The 15,538-nt window shown below is 68.2% G+C and carries 13 protein-coding genes; 3 read left to right on the top strand and 10 right to left on the bottom strand.

Annotation, left to right across the window (positions count from 1 at the left end; all coding sequences use genetic code 11):
- Positions 1-4: 4 nt before the first annotated feature.
- From bcsA to TMO_RS05495, 8 genes are all read right to left on the bottom strand, one after another.
- Positions 5-2,341 (bottom strand): UDP-forming cellulose synthase catalytic subunit, encoded by a 2,337-nt coding sequence (bcsA, locus tag TMO_RS05460; RefSeq protein ID WP_014744602.1) that lies wholly within the window; start codon positions 2,339-2,341, stop codon positions 5-7.
- A 219-nt stretch (positions 2,342-2,560) separates the two neighbouring features.
- Complete coding sequence (gene fliB, locus TMO_RS05465; RefSeq protein ID WP_014744603.1) at positions 2,561-3,736, bottom strand: flagellin lysine-N-methylase; 1,176 nt, start codon at positions 3,734-3,736, stop codon at positions 2,561-2,563.
- Between the two features lie 25 nt (positions 3,737-3,761).
- Positions 3,762-4,280, bottom strand: coding sequence for a flagellar assembly protein FliW (gene fliW, locus TMO_RS05470; protein WP_014744604.1), 519 nt, complete (start codon positions 4,278-4,280; stop codon positions 3,762-3,764).
- A 119-nt stretch (positions 4,281-4,399) separates the two neighbouring features.
- Positions 4,400-5,302: a flagellin gene (locus TMO_RS05475; protein WP_014744605.1), complete on the bottom strand. Its 903-nt coding sequence runs from the start codon at positions 5,300-5,302 to the stop codon at positions 4,400-4,402.
- Between the two features lie 78 nt (positions 5,303-5,380).
- Positions 5,381-7,192, bottom strand: a complete 1,812-nt coding sequence (gene flgK, locus TMO_RS05480) for a flagellar hook-associated protein FlgK (RefSeq protein ID WP_014744606.1) — start codon at positions 7,190-7,192, stop codon at positions 5,381-5,383.
- A 31-nt stretch (positions 7,193-7,223) separates the two neighbouring features.
- On the bottom strand, positions 7,224-7,745 hold the full coding sequence (locus tag TMO_RS05485; protein ID WP_014744607.1) for a flagellar export chaperone FlgN: 522 nt from the start codon (positions 7,743-7,745) through the stop codon (positions 7,224-7,226).
- Positions 7,746-7,776: 31 nt separating this feature from the next.
- Positions 7,777-8,160: a rod-binding protein gene (locus tag TMO_RS29120; RefSeq protein ID WP_014744608.1), complete on the bottom strand. Its 384-nt coding sequence runs from the start codon at positions 8,158-8,160 to the stop codon at positions 7,777-7,779.
- Between the two features lie 11 nt (positions 8,161-8,171).
- The gene (locus tag TMO_RS05495; RefSeq protein ID WP_014744609.1) at positions 8,172-9,335 is read right to left on the bottom strand and encodes a flagellar basal body P-ring protein FlgI; all 1,164 of its coding nucleotides are present in this window, start codon (positions 9,333-9,335) and stop codon (positions 8,172-8,174) included.
- A gap of 339 nt (positions 9,336-9,674) precedes the next feature.
- On the opposite strand from TMO_RS05495, the gene TMO_RS31560 reads away from it, so the two are divergent.
- The 3 genes from TMO_RS31560 (at position 9,675) to TMO_RS29125 (ending at position 13,660) form a co-directional block, all read left to right on the top strand.
- Entirely contained in the window at positions 9,675-10,103 is a 429-nt protein-coding gene (locus TMO_RS31560; protein WP_014744610.1) for a flagellar assembly protein FliX, read from the top strand.
- Between the two features lie 121 nt (positions 10,104-10,224).
- Complete coding sequence (gene dksA, locus TMO_RS05505; protein ID WP_014744611.1) at positions 10,225-10,641, top strand: RNA polymerase-binding protein DksA; 417 nt, start codon at positions 10,225-10,227, stop codon at positions 10,639-10,641.
- A gap of 319 nt (positions 10,642-10,960) precedes the next feature.
- Entirely contained in the window at positions 10,961-13,660 is a 2,700-nt protein-coding gene (locus TMO_RS29125; RefSeq protein ID WP_145978075.1) for an ATP-binding protein, read from the top strand.
- Positions 13,661-13,673: 13 nt separating this feature from the next.
- Here the strand turns inward: TMO_RS29125 and flgH are convergent, their stop codons facing one another.
- Positions 13,674-14,468 carry a flagellar basal body L-ring protein FlgH gene (gene flgH / locus TMO_RS05515; RefSeq protein ID WP_014744613.1) on the bottom strand — a complete coding sequence of 265 codons (795 nt, stop codon included), beginning with the start codon at positions 14,466-14,468 and terminating at the stop codon, positions 13,674-13,676.
- Between the two features lie 63 nt (positions 14,469-14,531).
- A complete protein-coding gene (gene flgA, locus TMO_RS05520) occupies positions 14,532-15,524 on the bottom strand; it encodes a flagellar basal body P-ring formation chaperone FlgA (RefSeq protein ID WP_014744614.1) in 993 nt (330 codons plus the stop codon).
- Positions 15,525-15,538 lie beyond the last annotated feature (14 nt).

The following is a 15,538-nucleotide window of genomic DNA, read 5'->3' on the forward strand; positions in this document are numbered from 1 at the left end:
CGGCTCAGCTGGTGCGCGGGGCGGTTGCGCTGCCGCTCCAGCCGGTGGGCGGCGTAAGATTTCCGTCCGGCGGCACACCCTCTTGCGCGCTGGCCGGCTCGGTCTGCAGCCGCGGCGGCGGGGGTGGCGCCGGGTTGGCACGGAAGCGCGATCCGCCCAGCACGAAGCCGAGCGATCGGAAGCCGTAGGCAGCACTCAGACGGATGAAATGGGCAACGCCGCGCACCACTCCCGGCCGCCTGTGACGGCGCGAGAGCAGTTCGGCCCAAAGCGCGCTGGAGCCATAGACCAGATCGACGATGGCCTCTTTGGCGGCGTCGGTTTCGGGCATGAAGCGCAGGCCGATCTGGATGTTGCCGGCATCGTCGGGCCGCCCATAGCGCATTTCGACCGGCACCGGGCGGGCCTCGCCGGTGGCGAGGTGGGCGGGCGCCGTCAGCTCGTCGACCAGAAGTTCGGCGAAGCGGCCGGCCAGGCGGCCCTTGGGCGCCTGGCGGGCGGGGATGGCGAGCCGGGCGCCGCCCTGCGACAGGTCCAGCAGGGCGCCTTCATAGAGCGTGCCGTCGATCAGGATCCGTGCCGGGCGCTTCACCATGACCCGCGGGGCCGCGCGATGCTGGGCGTGCTCGCAGACTACCCCCAATGCCGCAGAGGCGAGCAACAGGTTGAACGTGTTCCAGAAGGTCACCACCAGCAGCACGTCGCGGGTGGCGGGCTCCATCCACCAGCGCCACAATGCTGCCCCCATTCCCAGAATCAGCAGGCCGACCACCCCCACCAGTGGCTTTGCCAGCGGCGAGACATGGTCATGGGCCAGCGTCTCACCCTTGGCGGTGACCCTGAAGACGGGCTTGCGCGGGTCGATCATCGTCTTGACGATCGCGACCGAGGTGTGCAGCGACTGGCTGAGTTCGTAGAGCTCCGAGATCAAGGGCCATCGGAACCGGCCGTTGAGCGCGTTCTGGATCATCAGCGACGCGACGAGATAGGTCAGCGTATAGCCGGCAAACTCCGCCGCCGTCGCCCGATAGATTTCCAGACCAAAGAACAGATAGAACAGCGGTGCAATCAGGAACATCAGCCGCGAGAACGGGAACAGCCAGAACATGCTGCTCGCCAGATAGCACAGCCGCTGGGGCAGCCGCAGGCCGCGCTTGATCAGCGGGTTCTTCATCATGAAGATCTGGGTCATGCCCTGGGCCCAGCGCGAGCGCTGACCGATGAAGGCGGCATAGCTTTCCGGCTGCAGGCCGGCGATCAGCGGTTTGCCGTAATAGACGCTGTTGTAGCCGCGGGCATGCAGGTCGAGCGCGGTTTCGGCATCCTCGGTGATCGACAGGCCGCTGAACCCGCCCACTTCTTCCAGGCAGGCACGGCGCAGCAGGGCGGCCGATCCGCAGAAGAAGGCGCCGTTCCAGCGGTCCAGGCCGCGCTGGATCATGCCGTAGAACATCTCGTTCTCGCTGGGCATGCGCTCGAAGGTCTTGAGGTTGCGCTCCAGCGGATCCGGGCTGAGGAAGAAATGCGGGGTCTGCACCAGGAACAGCTTCGGGTCCTTGCGGAAGAAGCCGACAGTGGCGAGCAGGAAGTCGCGGGTGGGCACGTGGTCGGCGTCGAACACCGCGATCAGGTCGCCATGGGTTTCCGGCAGTGCGGCATTCAGATTGCCGGCCTTGGCATGGGCGTTGGTTTCCCGCGTCAGATAGTGCACGCCCAGCCGCGCGCACATCACCTTGAGGCGCTCGTGCCGTTCACGCGCCTTCAGCGCCTCCTGCGGATCGGCCGACATCCGCTTCATGTCGGTCGACCCGTCGTCGAGCAGATAGACGTTCAGCCTGTCGGCCGGATACCACATCCGCTTTGCGCCGATCAGCGTCGTCTCGATCAGCCCGTCATCCTCGTTGAAGCTCGGCACGAAGACGTCGACCGTCGGCAGTTCCGCCGGATCTTCGGGCAAAGGCGGGCTCATCCGCGTCACCGGGTCGATGACGACGAAGTTGTTCACGAAGAACATGACGATCGCATAGACCTCGGCCGCATAGAGCACCAGGCCGGGCACGAAGGCGAAGGGGTCGTCCAGCGGCGGCAGGGTGGACAGCGTGCGCCAGCACAGATAGCGCGCCACGATGAAGCCGCCGATCATCACCAGCATGGTGCGGCGGACGCTGGCGTCCTCGTGCGCCCGGGTGCCTTTCAGCACCGCCATGGCCGCCAGCAGCAGGATCATGAGCACGATCTGCGCCGGCAGGCTGACCGGCTGTGCCGCGGCCGCCAGCAGCGCGACCAGCGCCAGGACCCAGATCAGACCGAGCGCGAGGCGCCCGAAGCGTTGTGCGACCATCCTGTCAATTCCATACCGGGTCCAGGGTGATGCCAGGGACACGGATCGTCGTCGACGTTCCGCTGCGATGTCGGGGGCTGACCGGTGCGATGACCAGGGTATGGACTGATATGAACCTCGAGAAACATAAAATACCAGTAAAATTTTCCGAAGAATCTTTTGAATGCCCGCGTGCCCGCCATCCCTCGATGCATGATGGCGCATCGAGCGATGGGCCCGTCAAGTCAACATTGCGTAAGACAGCAGACCATGGACACGCCCTGCGCTGTTCCAGCCACACTCGACGGCAAGCGCATCGATCAGCGCCGGACGGCTCAGATGCTCGAACAGGCGGGCGATCACGGCTGCGTCGGCGGCAAAGGCCGCGCGCGCCTCTTCGGCCCGCAGGGCGGCATCGGTGTCGAGATCCAGGGCCGCCACCCGTGCGGCGAGCGCCGTCATGGCGAAGGTGACGGCCAGCCGGATACCGGGCAGCGTTTCCGGCGTCGTCGTGGGGAGCGGGGCCGCCGCCGGCGCGTGGGGAGAGGCCAGGAGCTGATGGTCGATCCAGGCATCGAGCATCCGGGCGAGGCCCGACGGGGCGGCCCGGCGCCGCCAGGCCGCGTCGCGTGCGGCCCTCAATGCATCAGGATCGTCTTGCCCTCGGATATCGAGCGCGAGCGTCCTGCGATCGAGCGTCACACCCAGCGCGATCTCCAGTCGCCCGGTCAGCCGGTCGAGCGCCGGCCGCCAGACGCCGCCGGTGGCATGGACCAGGGCGCCCAGGGTCAGCAGCAGGCGTGGTTCGTCGAGCGGGTCGCCTGCCGGCCGAGGCAGACGGTCGAGGATCGATCGGGCAAGCGCCGCTGCGGCAGCGGGTTTTTCGGCCTCGCCAAACCGGGCGACCGAGCCGGTGAGCGCGGTGAGCGCGCGCATGCGCTGATCGGCCGGCGCATCGGCCGCCAGCCGGGCCATCACGGCCCTCAGCCCCTCTCCCTGAGGGGCAGGAGGGCCGACACCGTCCCGGGCGGTGGGGTCGAGCGCCAGTCGGGCGATTTCCGGGCAGGCGAGCTGGGCGATGCGCAGCCGGCTGCCGTCGGCGAAGCTCGCCACCCGGCGCGGGAAGCCGCCACAGGCTTTGGAGAGCACGTCATGACCATGGGCTGCGTGCAGCCGGCACCAGCCCTGATCCAGCGCCACACAGGCACCGTCGCGACGGGCCATGCTGCGGCCCGCATCGGCATCGGTGCTGGTGAGTGCCGCCAGCTCTGCCGGTGGGAACAGGTCCTGCCAGCGCGCCCAGGTCTCGTCGTCGACTTGCATCGACCAGCCGGCGCAGCAGGTGTCGCCGCAGGCGGGGCCGATGCACGTGAAGGCATCGAGAACGGGTTGATTGCGCGGGCTGTCCTGCTCCATGCGGTCCGGACGAGACGGGTTGGGCTCAGCCTGCGATCAGCGGCTGGCGGATCGGATATTTGGGATTGTGCAGCACATGCTGCCAGCCCCGGCGCGCCTCCACATCCACCAGGATCGGGGCCCGGCGGTTGATGGTCAGCAGCACGCCGCCTTCTACCCGGTGGCTGGCGACCACCAGCAGCACGGCGGCATTGGTGCGTGCGATGCCCAGATGGGCCAGCGCCTCGTCCAGATCCTCGGCATCGATGGCATCGGTCTTCACCGGCACCGGCAGCACCAGCATCGACACCTTGGGATTGTCGATCGAGACCAGGATCTTCAGATGGTCGATGCGTTCGTCCGCGACCTCGGCGAGGGCGAAGCGGCCGCGACCGCCGAGGCCGACCAGGCCGCGGGGAATTTCGATGGCGCGATCGGGGTCGATGGCGATCCGGCCGAAGCGGGTGTCGAGCACCATCTGTGTATCGGGGGTCATCGGGGCATCGGGGGTGGTTTCGGACATGTCGGGCGACATCCGGATAGCATGGGCGACAGCCGTCAGCATGACACGCTTTCCTTCGCTTGAGCAGTCCCCGTATGGGCTGTGCCGCAATACGGGGGAGAATCGGGTGGGCGCAGGGGGAGGCCCCTGCGGGAGCGCTTACTTCAGCCCTGCGCGGGCGCTTACTTCAGATAGTCGGCCAGCGACATCCGGTTGATCTGCGACACCATCATGTAAGAGGCATCCAGAATGGTCTGGTCGTTGGACATCCGGATGGTGGCCGAGGGGATGTCGGTATTCTCGATCGCCGAGATGGCTTCTTCCTGCGTCACCTTCCGGTCTTCGTGGCCGGTGATGATGCTGTCGAGCCGGGCCTGATTGGTGCCCACCTCGGCGCGATAATCGGCGAGTGTCGCGATCGCGTCATTGACCATGGTCAAGGCGGTTTCCGCCATCGCGGTCGATCCGGTCTGGCCGGCCTCGATCGCCGCCTTCAGCGAGCCGATCAGTTGCTGAAAGCCTGGGCGGTCGGCATTGATGCCGTAATCCATGGTGATCTGGTCGTCGAGTCGGGCGCTGAGTTCAACCTCGTCGCCCGCGTAATAGCTGGCATCCGGGTCGCCCCAGATCGCCGGATCGGGGACCGGGACGGTCACCGGTTTGGTATCGGTGCGCGAGCCGCCGAACAGATAGCGGCCGTCCTCCGACACGTTCAGCGCACCGGTCACCGTGTCCAGCAGCCCCTGGGCTTCCTGTTCCAGCGGCACCGCATCCGACAGCCCCGAGGTGGTCGCCTGCATCAGCAGGGTGCGCAGGCTGCTCGCCGCATCACCGATGGCCGAGAGGCTCTGATCGATCAGGGTCAGCCGGCGATCCACATCCTTGGCATTCGACAGATAGTTGTCGATCCGCGTCGCCTCGGAGCGCAGGTTCAGCGTCTTTTCCGAATCCCCCGCGATGCCCGCATAGTTCTGGGCGACCTTGCCGCTGGAGATCTGCGTGTTGGTCGCATAGGTCCGGGCCTGAACCTCCATCACGTTGTTCAGGCTGCGGTTCATCTGGGCGTAGTTGGTGACGCGGATCATGATCGGAAACCTGCATCGAGAGGATCTGGCGGAACCGGCGGGGGCCGGGCGTCATGCTGAATGAAGGGGCCGGCCAGGTCAGTTGCCGACGATGTTGAGCAGCTCGTCGAACATCTGCTTCGCGGTGGTGAGCACGCGGGCCGATGCGGTGTAGGCGTTCTGGAACACGATCAGGTTGCTCATCTCCTCGTCGATGTTGACCCCCGTCACCGAGGCATCGCGATAGGAGAGATCTTCCTTGAGGATCGCCGAATCGCTGGCGCGGGTAGAGGCTTCAGCCGACACGCTCGCGATGTTGGAGATGATGCCCGAGGCATAGCCGGTCAGCGTGTAGTTGCCGCGGGCGAGCGAACCCACGCCGGGCATCGCCTGGGCGGTGTTGACACCGACCGCCAGCGCCTGGGCGTTGCGGTTGTCGCCCGAGGTGATGGCGACGTCGCCCGCAAGCAGGGCGGTGTCCTTCAGCAGCCCGGTCGCGACCCGGCCCGGATCGGCGACCACGGCCTTGGATACTTCGATCGTCGCGGCATCGTCGCCGTCGAACAGGTTGTTCAGCCCCAGATGATGCGACAGGCCGCGCACCGTACCGTCGGTGTCGGTCACCTGGCTGGTGCTTTCCGACAGCGCGATGCCCGAGGCGGTTCCGGTGGCGGTCAGCGTGAACTTGCCGTCCACGATCGAGGCCGAGACATAGGGGCCGAGCGCGCTGGCATTGATGGTGTCGCGCAGGTCGCCGATGCTGGTGACGGTGGAAAGATCGATGTCGAGCGGGGGGGCGACCAGCGTACCGTCGGCTGCGACCGCCGCGATGCGGAAGGTGCCGGTGGCCGAGAGCGGCGTGGTCGCCGCGACATCGGTCGACCCGGTCAGCGACGAAGGCGCCGGCCAGCCGGTGCCCTGATTGTGGATGGCGTTCATCCGCTCGACCAGATTGTCGGCCAGGGTGTCGAGCTGGCCGCTGAGCGCCGCCAGATCCTTGTCGCGCACCTGAAGCAGGCCGGCGAGGTTGCCGCCCTTGATGGTGGAGGTGACCTGGTCGCTGGTGCCGCCGGTCGCCAGTACATCGCCGTCGTTCAGCTGTTCCAGCGTGTCGGGATCGACCGCCACCGCCTTGATCGGGCCATAGACGGCGTCGGCACCCGGCTCCATCACCGGCGTATAGGTCAGCTGGCGCAGGCTTTCGTCCAGCAGGGTCTGGCCGGCGCCGGTATAGATCGCGATCCGGCCGTTGCTGCCGCTGACGATTTCGACATCGATCTCGGCGGACAGGCTCGCGATCGCGATGTCGCGCTTGTCCTCCAACTCCGAGGCCGATTCGCCCAGCGCATTGGCGCGCTGGATGCGGGCGTTCAGATCATAGATCTGGCGCAGCGCCGCATTCGCGGCCTCGACCGAGTCGCCGATCTTCGAATCGGTGTCGGCGCGCACCTGGCCGACCTGGGCGGCATTGGTGTTCAGCCGGTCGGTCAGAGACTTGGCGGCCGAGACCAGATTGTAGCGCTCGCTGCCCGACTCGGTGGCGTTGGCGACCGATTCGAGCTGGGTGAGGAAGGCATCCAGATCGGCCGAGATCGAGTTGCTGCCGCCGACCTCGCCGAACATGCTCTGCACCTGATCCAGGATCGAGGCGCGGGTGCTGTCGCGCGCCTCGTCGGAAGAGGCGCGGCGCAGCTCGGCACGCAGATAGTTGTCGACCTCGCGCTCGACGCCGGTCACCCGCACGCCCATGCCGTAGCCGCCGATGGTCGCCGATTCCTGGACGACCGTCTTGCGGGTATAGCCCGGCGTGTTGGCGTTGGCGACGTTCTGCGACGTCACCGACAACCCCGCCTGGGCCGCGTTCAGGCCGGTGGTCGCGTTGCGGAAGGCGGCGTCGAGGGAGAGCGACATGGCGAAGGGCTCCGGCGGCTCGGGGTCTGGATCAGATGCTGGTGTTCACGCTGATCGCACCCGCCCGGATGGTGCCGGCGCGGCCTGCGGTGCAGGTGCGGCCATTGGCGCCATAGACGGTGGTGGGCGCCTGGGCCCGGACGATGGCGCTGCGCACGGCACCCAGGATCCGTTCGTTGAGCGAGCGGGCCGCCCCGATCCGGCGCAGGTTTTCCTTCACCGCCTCGGCGAAGCGCGGGGCGATTTCGCCCAGGCGCGCGAAATCCGGGGTCGCCCGCACCGCCGCCTGATCCTGCCGGCCGAGCAGGGCATAGAGCTGCTCGTAGCCGCGGCCCAGGCGCTGCTTGTCGCCCTGCAGCGCGCGCATCCGGTCCATATCCTTGATCGCCAGCGCCGCGGTTTCCTCTTCCAGCACCCGGGTCAGTTCCTCGACCACATGGGCCAGGTCGGCGACCAGGGTGGCGACTTCGGGATCCTGGCGGCTGGCGGCGGCACGAATGGCGGCGGCGAGGCCGTCCTGGCCGGCGGTGATGATGTCGGTGGGTGCGGGCATGACGAAACTCCCGAAGGGACGGCAGGACAGCTCAGGACTGGGCTTCCTGGATGCGGATCAACTGGTCGAGGACTTCGGCCGAAAGACCGATGCCGCCCGCCTGGGCCATGGCCTGGCCGGTCTTTTCGGCCAGCATCGACTTCTGGAAGTCTTCCGCCGCCCGGGCGCCGGCGCCGTCGCCCATGCCGGGCATCAGATCGATGCCTTCCAGCATGGTCGACATCAGCCGCGACAGGAAAACGCCTTCCAGGGCTTCGGTCTTGTCGCGGGCCTTGTCGATGTCGATGCTGCGGCCGGTGGCCAGCTGGTTCAGCCGGCCGCTCTCGACGCGGCCTTCGGCATCGCGGCTCCGCGTGCCCGAAAAGGCGGTGGGAATGAGCGGGGTGGCAAGGGCGCCGGAGCTGCTGATCGACATCTGACCGGTCCTCACATCACTTCGATTTCGGCCTGGAGGGCGCCTGCAGCCTTGATCGCCTGCAGGATCGAGATCATGTCGCGCGGGCTGATGCCGAGCATGTTCAGCCCGTCGACCAGTTCCTGCAGCGTGACCCCCTTGGGCAGCACCGCCAGTTTGCGATCCTCGCCCTGGTCGACCTGGATATTGGTGCGCGGCACCACCGCGGTCTGGCCCTGGGAGAAGGGGCCGGGCTGCGAGACCTGCGGGGTCTCGGTGATCCGGATGGTCAGGTTGCCCTGGGCGATGGCGACGGTGTCGATCCGGACGTTCTCGCCCATCACGATGATGCCGCTGTTCTCGTCGATCACCACTTTGGCGACCTGGTCGGGCTGGACACGCAGCTGTTCGATCTGGGTCATCAGCCCGGCGACGTCGCCCTGCCACTGCGCCGGCACCTGGACCCGCACGCTGGCGGGATCGGTCGCCTTGGCGATGGCGCCGCCCATATAGGCATTCACGGCAGAGGCGATGCGCTGGGCGGTGGTGAAATCGGGGTTGCGGAGCGCGATGGTGACCTGTTCGAGCGAGTCGAAGGCGAAGGTCACCTCGCGCTCGACGATGGCACCACTGGCGATCCGACCCACCGTCGGCACGCCCTGGGTAATCGAGGCGCCCTGGCCCTGGGCCGAGAAGCCGCCGACGGCGACCTGGCCCTGGGCGACGCTGTAGATCTCGCCATCGGCACCCAGCAGCGGGGTGACCAGCAAGGTGCCGCCCAGGAGCGATTCCGCATCGCCGATCGCCGAGACCCGCACGTCGACCCGGCTGCCCTGGCGGGCGAAGGGCGGCAGGTTGGCGGTGACCATCACCGCCGCCACATTGTCGGTGCGCAGGCGTGATCCGCGGCTGTTGACGCCCAGACGCTCCAGCATGGCCACCAGGCTCTGCTCGGTGAAGGGGGCGTTGTTCAGGCTGTCGCCCGTGCCGTTCAGGCCCACGACCAGGCCGTAGCCGACCAGCAGGTTGTCGCGCACGCCTTCGATATCGGCGATGTCCTTGATCCGCGACTGGGCCAGTGCCCCGCCCGGCAGGGCGATGGTCGCCACGGCGACCAGCGACGCCGCGAACACGGCGCGGATCGCGCGGAGTGCGCGGCGCGGGCGGTCAGGGGTCAGATGGCGGGACGCGGACATGGGCGGATCTGCTCCGGTTCGGGGGGCTTCGCTTCGGCAGTGCAGATGCGAGAACCGTGCCAGGACCGAAGCCTTTGCCGTGTCGTGGTTTTTATGGTGCGACCCGGGCAGGGCGGGCAGAAGCGGCCACGGGGGTCGCGGCAAGCGCTGCATGGTGCCCGGCAGAAACTGCCGGGTTCCCGCTGCAACAGCGGGGCGGCGGATGGCTGCTTGCCGCCGGGGCTTGGCACCCGGCACATGCACGCCGATATACAGATGTGGGTGCCGGTTGTTATAAACGTCGTATGCAGCCCGCGGTCCCCGGTGGGACCGCTTCAGGCAGTGGAGGCTGACGAGGCAATGAAGGTCACAGGCGTCGGTACCGGCGCGCCCGCATCCAAGAGCCGTCGGACCCAGGGTCGCAGCGGCAGCTCCGACGATTTCGCGAGCCGCGTCGACGACGGAGGTGAGACCCGCTCGACCGCGGCGCCCGCCAAGGCGGGGCCGCTGACCGCCATGGACGCCCTGCTGGCATTGCAGGGTGTGCCGGGCCGCGGCGAGGATGCCGATCGTGATGCGGCCGAGCGCGGCGGTCAGATGCTCGACCTGCTGGACGACATCCGCCTGGGCCTGCTGGACGGGCGGGTGCCGAAGGCGGCGCTCGGCCAGCTCCGCAGTCTGGTCGATGCCGAGCGCGGCAAGGTCTCCGATCCCCGTCTGGCAGAGGTTCTGGCCGAGATCGACGTTCGTGCTGCCGTCGAGCTTGCGAAACTCGATCGTATCGGGTAACTACAGGCCCGACCGGACGGGCCGCCGTGTTCCCCCGCGGGCCGGCCGCCAACCGGAACGCGAGCGACCACCTGCCCGCGGCCGTATCGTGGGTGGATGGCCTCTCTGAGGGGAGACCAGGATGGCTGTCACGCTGCCGCCCGACTACTTGCCGTCCGAAGACGAGCCGTTCATGAATGATCGGCAGGTCGAGTTCTTCCGTCGTCGCCTTCTGGCATGGCGCGAGGAAATCCTCCGGGAATCTTCGGAAACGCTGCGCAACCTGCAGGAAGACAGCCTGCAGGAGCCGGATATTACCGACCGTGCCTCGGCAGAGGCCGATTGGTCGATCCATCTGCGCACACGCGACCGTCAGCGTAAGCTGATTTCCAAGATCGATGCCGCGCTCAAGCGCATCGAGGATGGTTCCTACGGCTATTGTGAGGAAACGAGCGAGCCGATCAGCCTGAAGCGGCTGATCGCACGGCCGATCGCGACCCTCAGCATCGATGCCCAGGAACGCCACGAGCGCCGCGAGCGCAGCTATCGCGACGACTGACCGCGGGGCTACGCACCAGAGGCGGGGCGCGTCACCGCTCCGCAACCATGAAGATATAAGGGGCGCACCGATGCCGGGAACATCGGTGCGCCCCTTATTTTTTGCAGGTGGCTGGATTTCTTGCAGATGGCTGGGGAACCAAGCGAGCTGAAGGGTGGTCCGGCGATGAATGTGATGCCATAGTCGTGTGACGGTTGCATGCGGGGAGGGGATGGTCCCGCAGGGCAGGTGCCGGGAACACGTGGGGGGCGTGGCTGCCGATGGACGGTCGTGCATGGCCTTGACCGGGCCGACGGGGGAATCCGATCCGACGATGTCGATGGCCGATCCGACGATGTCGATGGACCGGCGTCGTCGGCGTGAGCGCCGTTGGCTGATCGTCGTCGCCTCGCTCGGCGTCGTGTTCTCGATCTTCGTCTGGTCGATCGCCCGACATGACCGGCTTCAGGCCAGCCGACATGCTTTTTCCGAGATCGCGACGGCCACCGCGGCCGCGATGGCGCTCGATATCGACCGCCATATCGGCGTGGCCGACGATCTTGCGGCCCTGTTCGCCTCGTCCAACGAGGTTTCGGCCGACGAGTTCGAGCGCTATGTCGTCTCGGCCCGCAGGCGGGCGCCGGCGATCAGCGCTCTGGCCTGGTATCGCGGCCAGATCGTCTCGCCCTTGCGGGAGGTACCGCTGGCGCCGGGGGAGATGCTGCCCAATGACGTGGATCTGATGGCGGCGCGGCTGGAGCGGCAGGTCCTGGTCCAGGCGCGGGATGCGATCGGGCCAGAGGACGAAACCGGGCAGCTGTCGAGCGGCCCGCCCGTGGAGCCGTCGGTCATGACGCGGCTGGTGGAACGGGCCCTGTTTTCTGGCGCGACGGCGGTGGAACCCTTCGGCCATCCGGATGCGAGCGGGCCGGTCACCGGGCTGCTGTTCGCCATTCCGGTCCGCACCGGCGGCAGGGTCGGCGGGCTGGACGTGGTGATCGGCCTGATCGACGCCATGCGGCTGGTCGACGATGTCGGCCGGCGTACCGATGACCTGACCCGGGCCGGCAAGCTCAGCCTGCGGCCGATCGAGCGCCTGCCTTCGGGTGCCGCCGTGTCACCGAGAATTTATGACCGCATGCCGGAAGGATCCGACCCCTCGGCCTGGACCCGGGTCCGGGCCGTGGAGGTGGGCGACCGGCTGTTCCGGATCAAGATCGCGGCCGGCAGCGACATACCCGGACGCTGGACGATCGAAGTGCCGGCGCTGGCCGTGCTGCTGGCCGGCTTTGCCGTGACCGGCATGGCCGCCGGGCTGCTGCGGCGCACCCAGCGGCGCGCTGCGATGCTGGAAGACGCGCGGGCGGGTAATCTGGCCACCCTGCGTCAGCTGGAGGCCGAAATCATGGCCCATGACGACACCGAGCGGCGGCTGGTGGAAACGGTGGAGCGCCTGGCGATCAGCGAGCGCCGCTTCCGCAGCACCTTCGATCATGCGGCCGTGGGCATCGCCCATCTGAGCCCGGCCGGCACGATCGAGCGCAGCAACAGCCGCTTCGCCACCATTTTCGGCCTGTCGACCCAGACCCTGCGCGGGCGGCGGGTGGATGATTTCGTCCATCCCGACGATCGCCCGGACTGGACGGTCGGGGTCACCGCCCTGCTTTCGGGGCAGACGGATGTGCTGTCGACCGACTGCCGGGTGATCCGCGCCGGCGAAGCGATCTGGCTGCGGGTGACGGCAAGCCTGGTGCGCGACACGCTCGCGGGCGGCGATGACCGCCTCAATCATGTCATCATCGTGGTCGACGACGTGACCGAGCAGACCGTGATGATGCGCCGGCTGAGCCTGAGCGAGCGCAGCCTGGCCTCGGCCCAGCGCGTTGCCGGCCTCGGCATCGTGGAATGGGACCCGGCGACGGATACGGTGTGGTGGTCGGCCGAAACCTACCGGCTGTTCGATCGTCCGCCCGCTTCCGGCCCGCTGCCCTTCGAACGGCTGGCGGACTATGTCGTGGCCGAAGACATGGCGCTGCTCGACCGGGCGCTGGCCCATACGGTCGAAACGGGTGCCGCGCTGCGCATGGATCTGCGCATCCGTCGTCCGGGGGAAGAGCCCCGCTGGCTGAGGGTGGAAGGCGCCATGGAGGTGGATGGCGGCCGGCGGGTATTGCTGGCCGCCCTGCTGGACGCAACCGCCGACCGGGTCGCCGCCCAGACCCTGCGCCGCGCCAAGGAACAGGCCGAGGCTGCGAACGAGGCCAAGTCGATCTTCCTGGCCAATATGAGCCACGAGCTGCGCACGCCGCTGAATGCGATCATCGGCTTTACCGAAGCCATGCTCGGCGGGCTGGGCGGCGCGCCCTCGGAGCGGCATCGCGGCTATCTGACCGATGTGCTGTCGGCCGGCCGGCATCTTCTCGGGGTGATCGAGAGCATTCTGGATCTGTCGAAGATCGAGGCGGGCAAGGCCCGGCTGGATGAAAGTCATGCCGATCTGGGCGCTATCGGCCGCGAGGCGGTACGGCTGATCACGCCGCAGGCGGAGACGCGCGGGGTGGAGGTTTCTCTCGACCTGCCCGATCCGGCGCCGGTGGTGCTGGCCGACCGGCTGAAGCTCCGCCAGCTGGTGCTGAACCTGCTGTCGAATGCGGTGAAGTTCAGCGACACCGGCGGCGCCGTCTCGCTCTCGGTCGTGCGGCGCAAGGAAGGCGGCGTGATGCTGGAGGTCGTGGATGACGGCATCGGGATGGACCCCGAGCAGATCGCCATCGCCCTGCAACCTTTCGAGCAGCTGGCGGCGGGGCGCGGCCGGGGCGGCGGCACGGGGCTCGGCCTGCCGCTTGCCCGTGCGATCGCCGAACTGCATGGCGGCCGGCTGGAGATATTGAGCCGGCAGGGGGTCGGTACGACGGTGCGGGTGACCCTGCCCGCGGAGCGCACGCTCGGACTGGACGGTGCGCCAGAGCCGCCGGCGACGGCCGTAAAAACCATCGGCCCCGGAGATGTCTCTCCGGGGCCGGGTGGCCGTCTGCATTGATCTGCCGCTCGGGTCAGAAGGGCAGCAGGATGTCCATGACCTGGGTGCCGTAGCGCGGCTGCTGCACGTCCGAGATCTGGCCGCGGCCGCCATAGGCGATGCGGGCCTCGGCGATCTTGTCGTGCGGGATGCTGTTGTCGCCGGCAATGTCTTCCGGCCGGACTACGCCCGCCACCAGGATCTCGCGGACCTCGTAATTCACCCGCATCTCCTGGCGGCCGTTGATGACCAGATTGCCGTTGGGCAGGATCTGGGTCACCACCGCGGCGATCGAGATCGCGACCGCCTCGGTCCGCTGCACGCCGCCCTGGCCGACATTGCTGGTCGACGAACCCAGATCGACCAGGCTGCCCGGATCGATCGGCTCGGCCAGCACCTTGCCCAGCTGGTTTTCGACACCGAAGAAGCCGTCGAGGCCGATCTTTTCGCTGTTGGTGCGCGACCGGTTGGTGCGGTTGTTGATCTGGGCGCGATCGTTGATCGTGACCTTCACGGTCAGGATGTCGCCGACCTGCTTGGCGCGCTGATCGTCGAAGAAGGCGCGGGCGCCGGCCTTCCACAGCGAGTTGGGCGCGCGGCTGTCGGTGCGCACCGGCGGCATCGGCATCGAGACCGGCTTGTAGCCTTCCGTCTGGGTCGGGTTGTCGATCGGCGACAGGTCGGGCGCCTTGCCGATGTTTGCAATGCGCTCACCGGCATTGCAGGCGCCGAGGGCGAGGGCCAGGCCGAGGACGGCGACATGGGCGCCACCGAAGCGGCGGCCGGTCCGGGCAGGGGCAGAGGTGCGGGGGGTGCGGGCCGTCGTCATGATGCGGTCCTCGGATCTCGGGAAGCCTGGGAAAGGAAAAAGCTCGGGCAGATGCGGCAGTGGTCAGTTGCGTGCCAGGCTGGGGCCGGCATCGCCCACTTCCAAAGTGCCGTCGGGGGCGACCCGGCCGTAGACGGTGTTGCGGCTGCGCGGGTTCAGCACCCGGACGGTCTCGCCTTCGCCGCCATTGTCCAGCGCCTGGCCCTGGGCGGTGAGCACCAGACCGCCGCGGCGGAAGATCATGGTGACCATCTCGCCCTTGCGGATCAGCTGTGGGGTGCCGACGTCGCGGGCCATCAGCGGCCGGCCGGGATAGCCCGGGCGGCGCAGGGCCTGGCCGATCAGCTGGTTGGGGTCGGTGACCTGCTGGTTGGTCAGCCGGCGGCGTTCCACCTCGATCAGGTCGATATCGCCCGCGCCGATGATGGCGCCGCGCGCCAGCCGTTCCCGCAGCACCGGAACCGAGACCACCGCGGTCGCGCGCCCGGCGGCCACCACCACCAGCGGCGCCAGCCCCTCGCCCTGATCGACCTCGATCCGGGCCGAGAAGCGCTCGCTGCGCGGGTCGTAGATGAAATCCGCCAGGCGCGGCATCACCTCAAGCCCTTCGGCCACGATGACCTCGGGGGCGCGGCCGGTATAGTCCAGCCGGTATTCGTCTGCCATGCCGGCACCGGGCGCCCGGTCGAGCGCATCGGTGATCAGCGCGTCGATCTGCTCCCGCGGGATGCGCTGGCCCCGGCGGGTGATGGTCACTTCTTCCGTGCCGGTCGACGGCTGCCAGGCAATTTCTGCCCGGCGGGCCATGCCGTCCAGCTGGCGGGCATTGATGGTCATGCTCTCGCCGGGGGCGGGGGCCGGAAAGGCGATCAGGCTGCCGGTCTCGGGCGCCAGGCCGTCGAACAGATCGGCCAGGCGGACCTGGGCGCCGCCGACATCCGATGCGGCACGCAGAACGACCCCGGCCATGGCCGGGACCACGGCAACGCCGGCAAGCAGCAGGCCAAGGCCGGCGGCGCGGAGATGACGGGTGAGGCGGGCGGTGGGGCGGGTCATGGCGGCCGGGCTCC

It is taken from the genome of Tistrella mobilis KA081020-065, assembly GCF_000264455.2.
Classification (GTDB): domain Bacteria; phylum Pseudomonadota; class Alphaproteobacteria; order Tistrellales; family Tistrellaceae; genus Tistrella; species Tistrella mobilis.

Bases quoted from the DNA above. Each gene is read 5' to 3' on its own strand.
- bcsA (WP_014744602.1), bottom strand. From the start codon at position 2,341: ATGGTCGCACAACGCTTCGGGCGCCTCGCGCTCGGTCTGATCTGGGTC.
- fliB (WP_014744603.1), bottom strand. From the start codon at position 3,736: ATGGAGCAGGACAGCCCGCGCAATCAACCCGTTCTCGATGCCTTCACG.
- fliW (WP_014744604.1), bottom strand. From the start codon at position 4,280: ATGCTGACGGCTGTCGCCCATGCTATCCGGATGTCGCCCGACATGTCC.
- TMO_RS05475 (WP_014744605.1), bottom strand. From the start codon at position 5,302: ATGATCCGCGTCACCAACTACGCCCAGATGAACCGCAGCCTGAACAAC.
- flgK (WP_014744606.1), bottom strand. From the start codon at position 7,192: ATGTCGCTCTCCCTCGACGCCGCCTTCCGCAACGCGACCACCGGCCTG.
- TMO_RS05485 (WP_014744607.1), bottom strand. From the start codon at position 7,745: ATGCCCGCACCCACCGACATCATCACCGCCGGCCAGGACGGCCTCGCC.
- TMO_RS29120 (WP_014744608.1), bottom strand. From the start codon at position 8,160: ATGTCGATCAGCAGCTCCGGCGCCCTTGCCACCCCGCTCATTCCCACC.
- TMO_RS05495 (WP_014744609.1), bottom strand. From the start codon at position 9,335: ATGTCCGCGTCCCGCCATCTGACCCCTGACCGCCCGCGCCGCGCACTC.
- TMO_RS31560 (WP_014744610.1), top strand. From the start codon at position 9,675: ATGAAGGTCACAGGCGTCGGTACCGGCGCGCCCGCATCCAAGAGCCGT.
- dksA (WP_014744611.1), top strand. From the start codon at position 10,225: ATGGCTGTCACGCTGCCGCCCGACTACTTGCCGTCCGAAGACGAGCCG.
- TMO_RS29125 (WP_145978075.1), top strand. From the start codon at position 10,961: ATGGCCGATCCGACGATGTCGATGGACCGGCGTCGTCGGCGTGAGCGC.
- flgH (WP_014744613.1), bottom strand. From the start codon at position 14,468: ATGACGACGGCCCGCACCCCCCGCACCTCTGCCCCTGCCCGGACCGGC.
- flgA (WP_014744614.1), bottom strand. From the start codon at position 15,524: ATGACCCGCCCCACCGCCCGCCTCACCCGTCATCTCCGCGCCGCCGGC.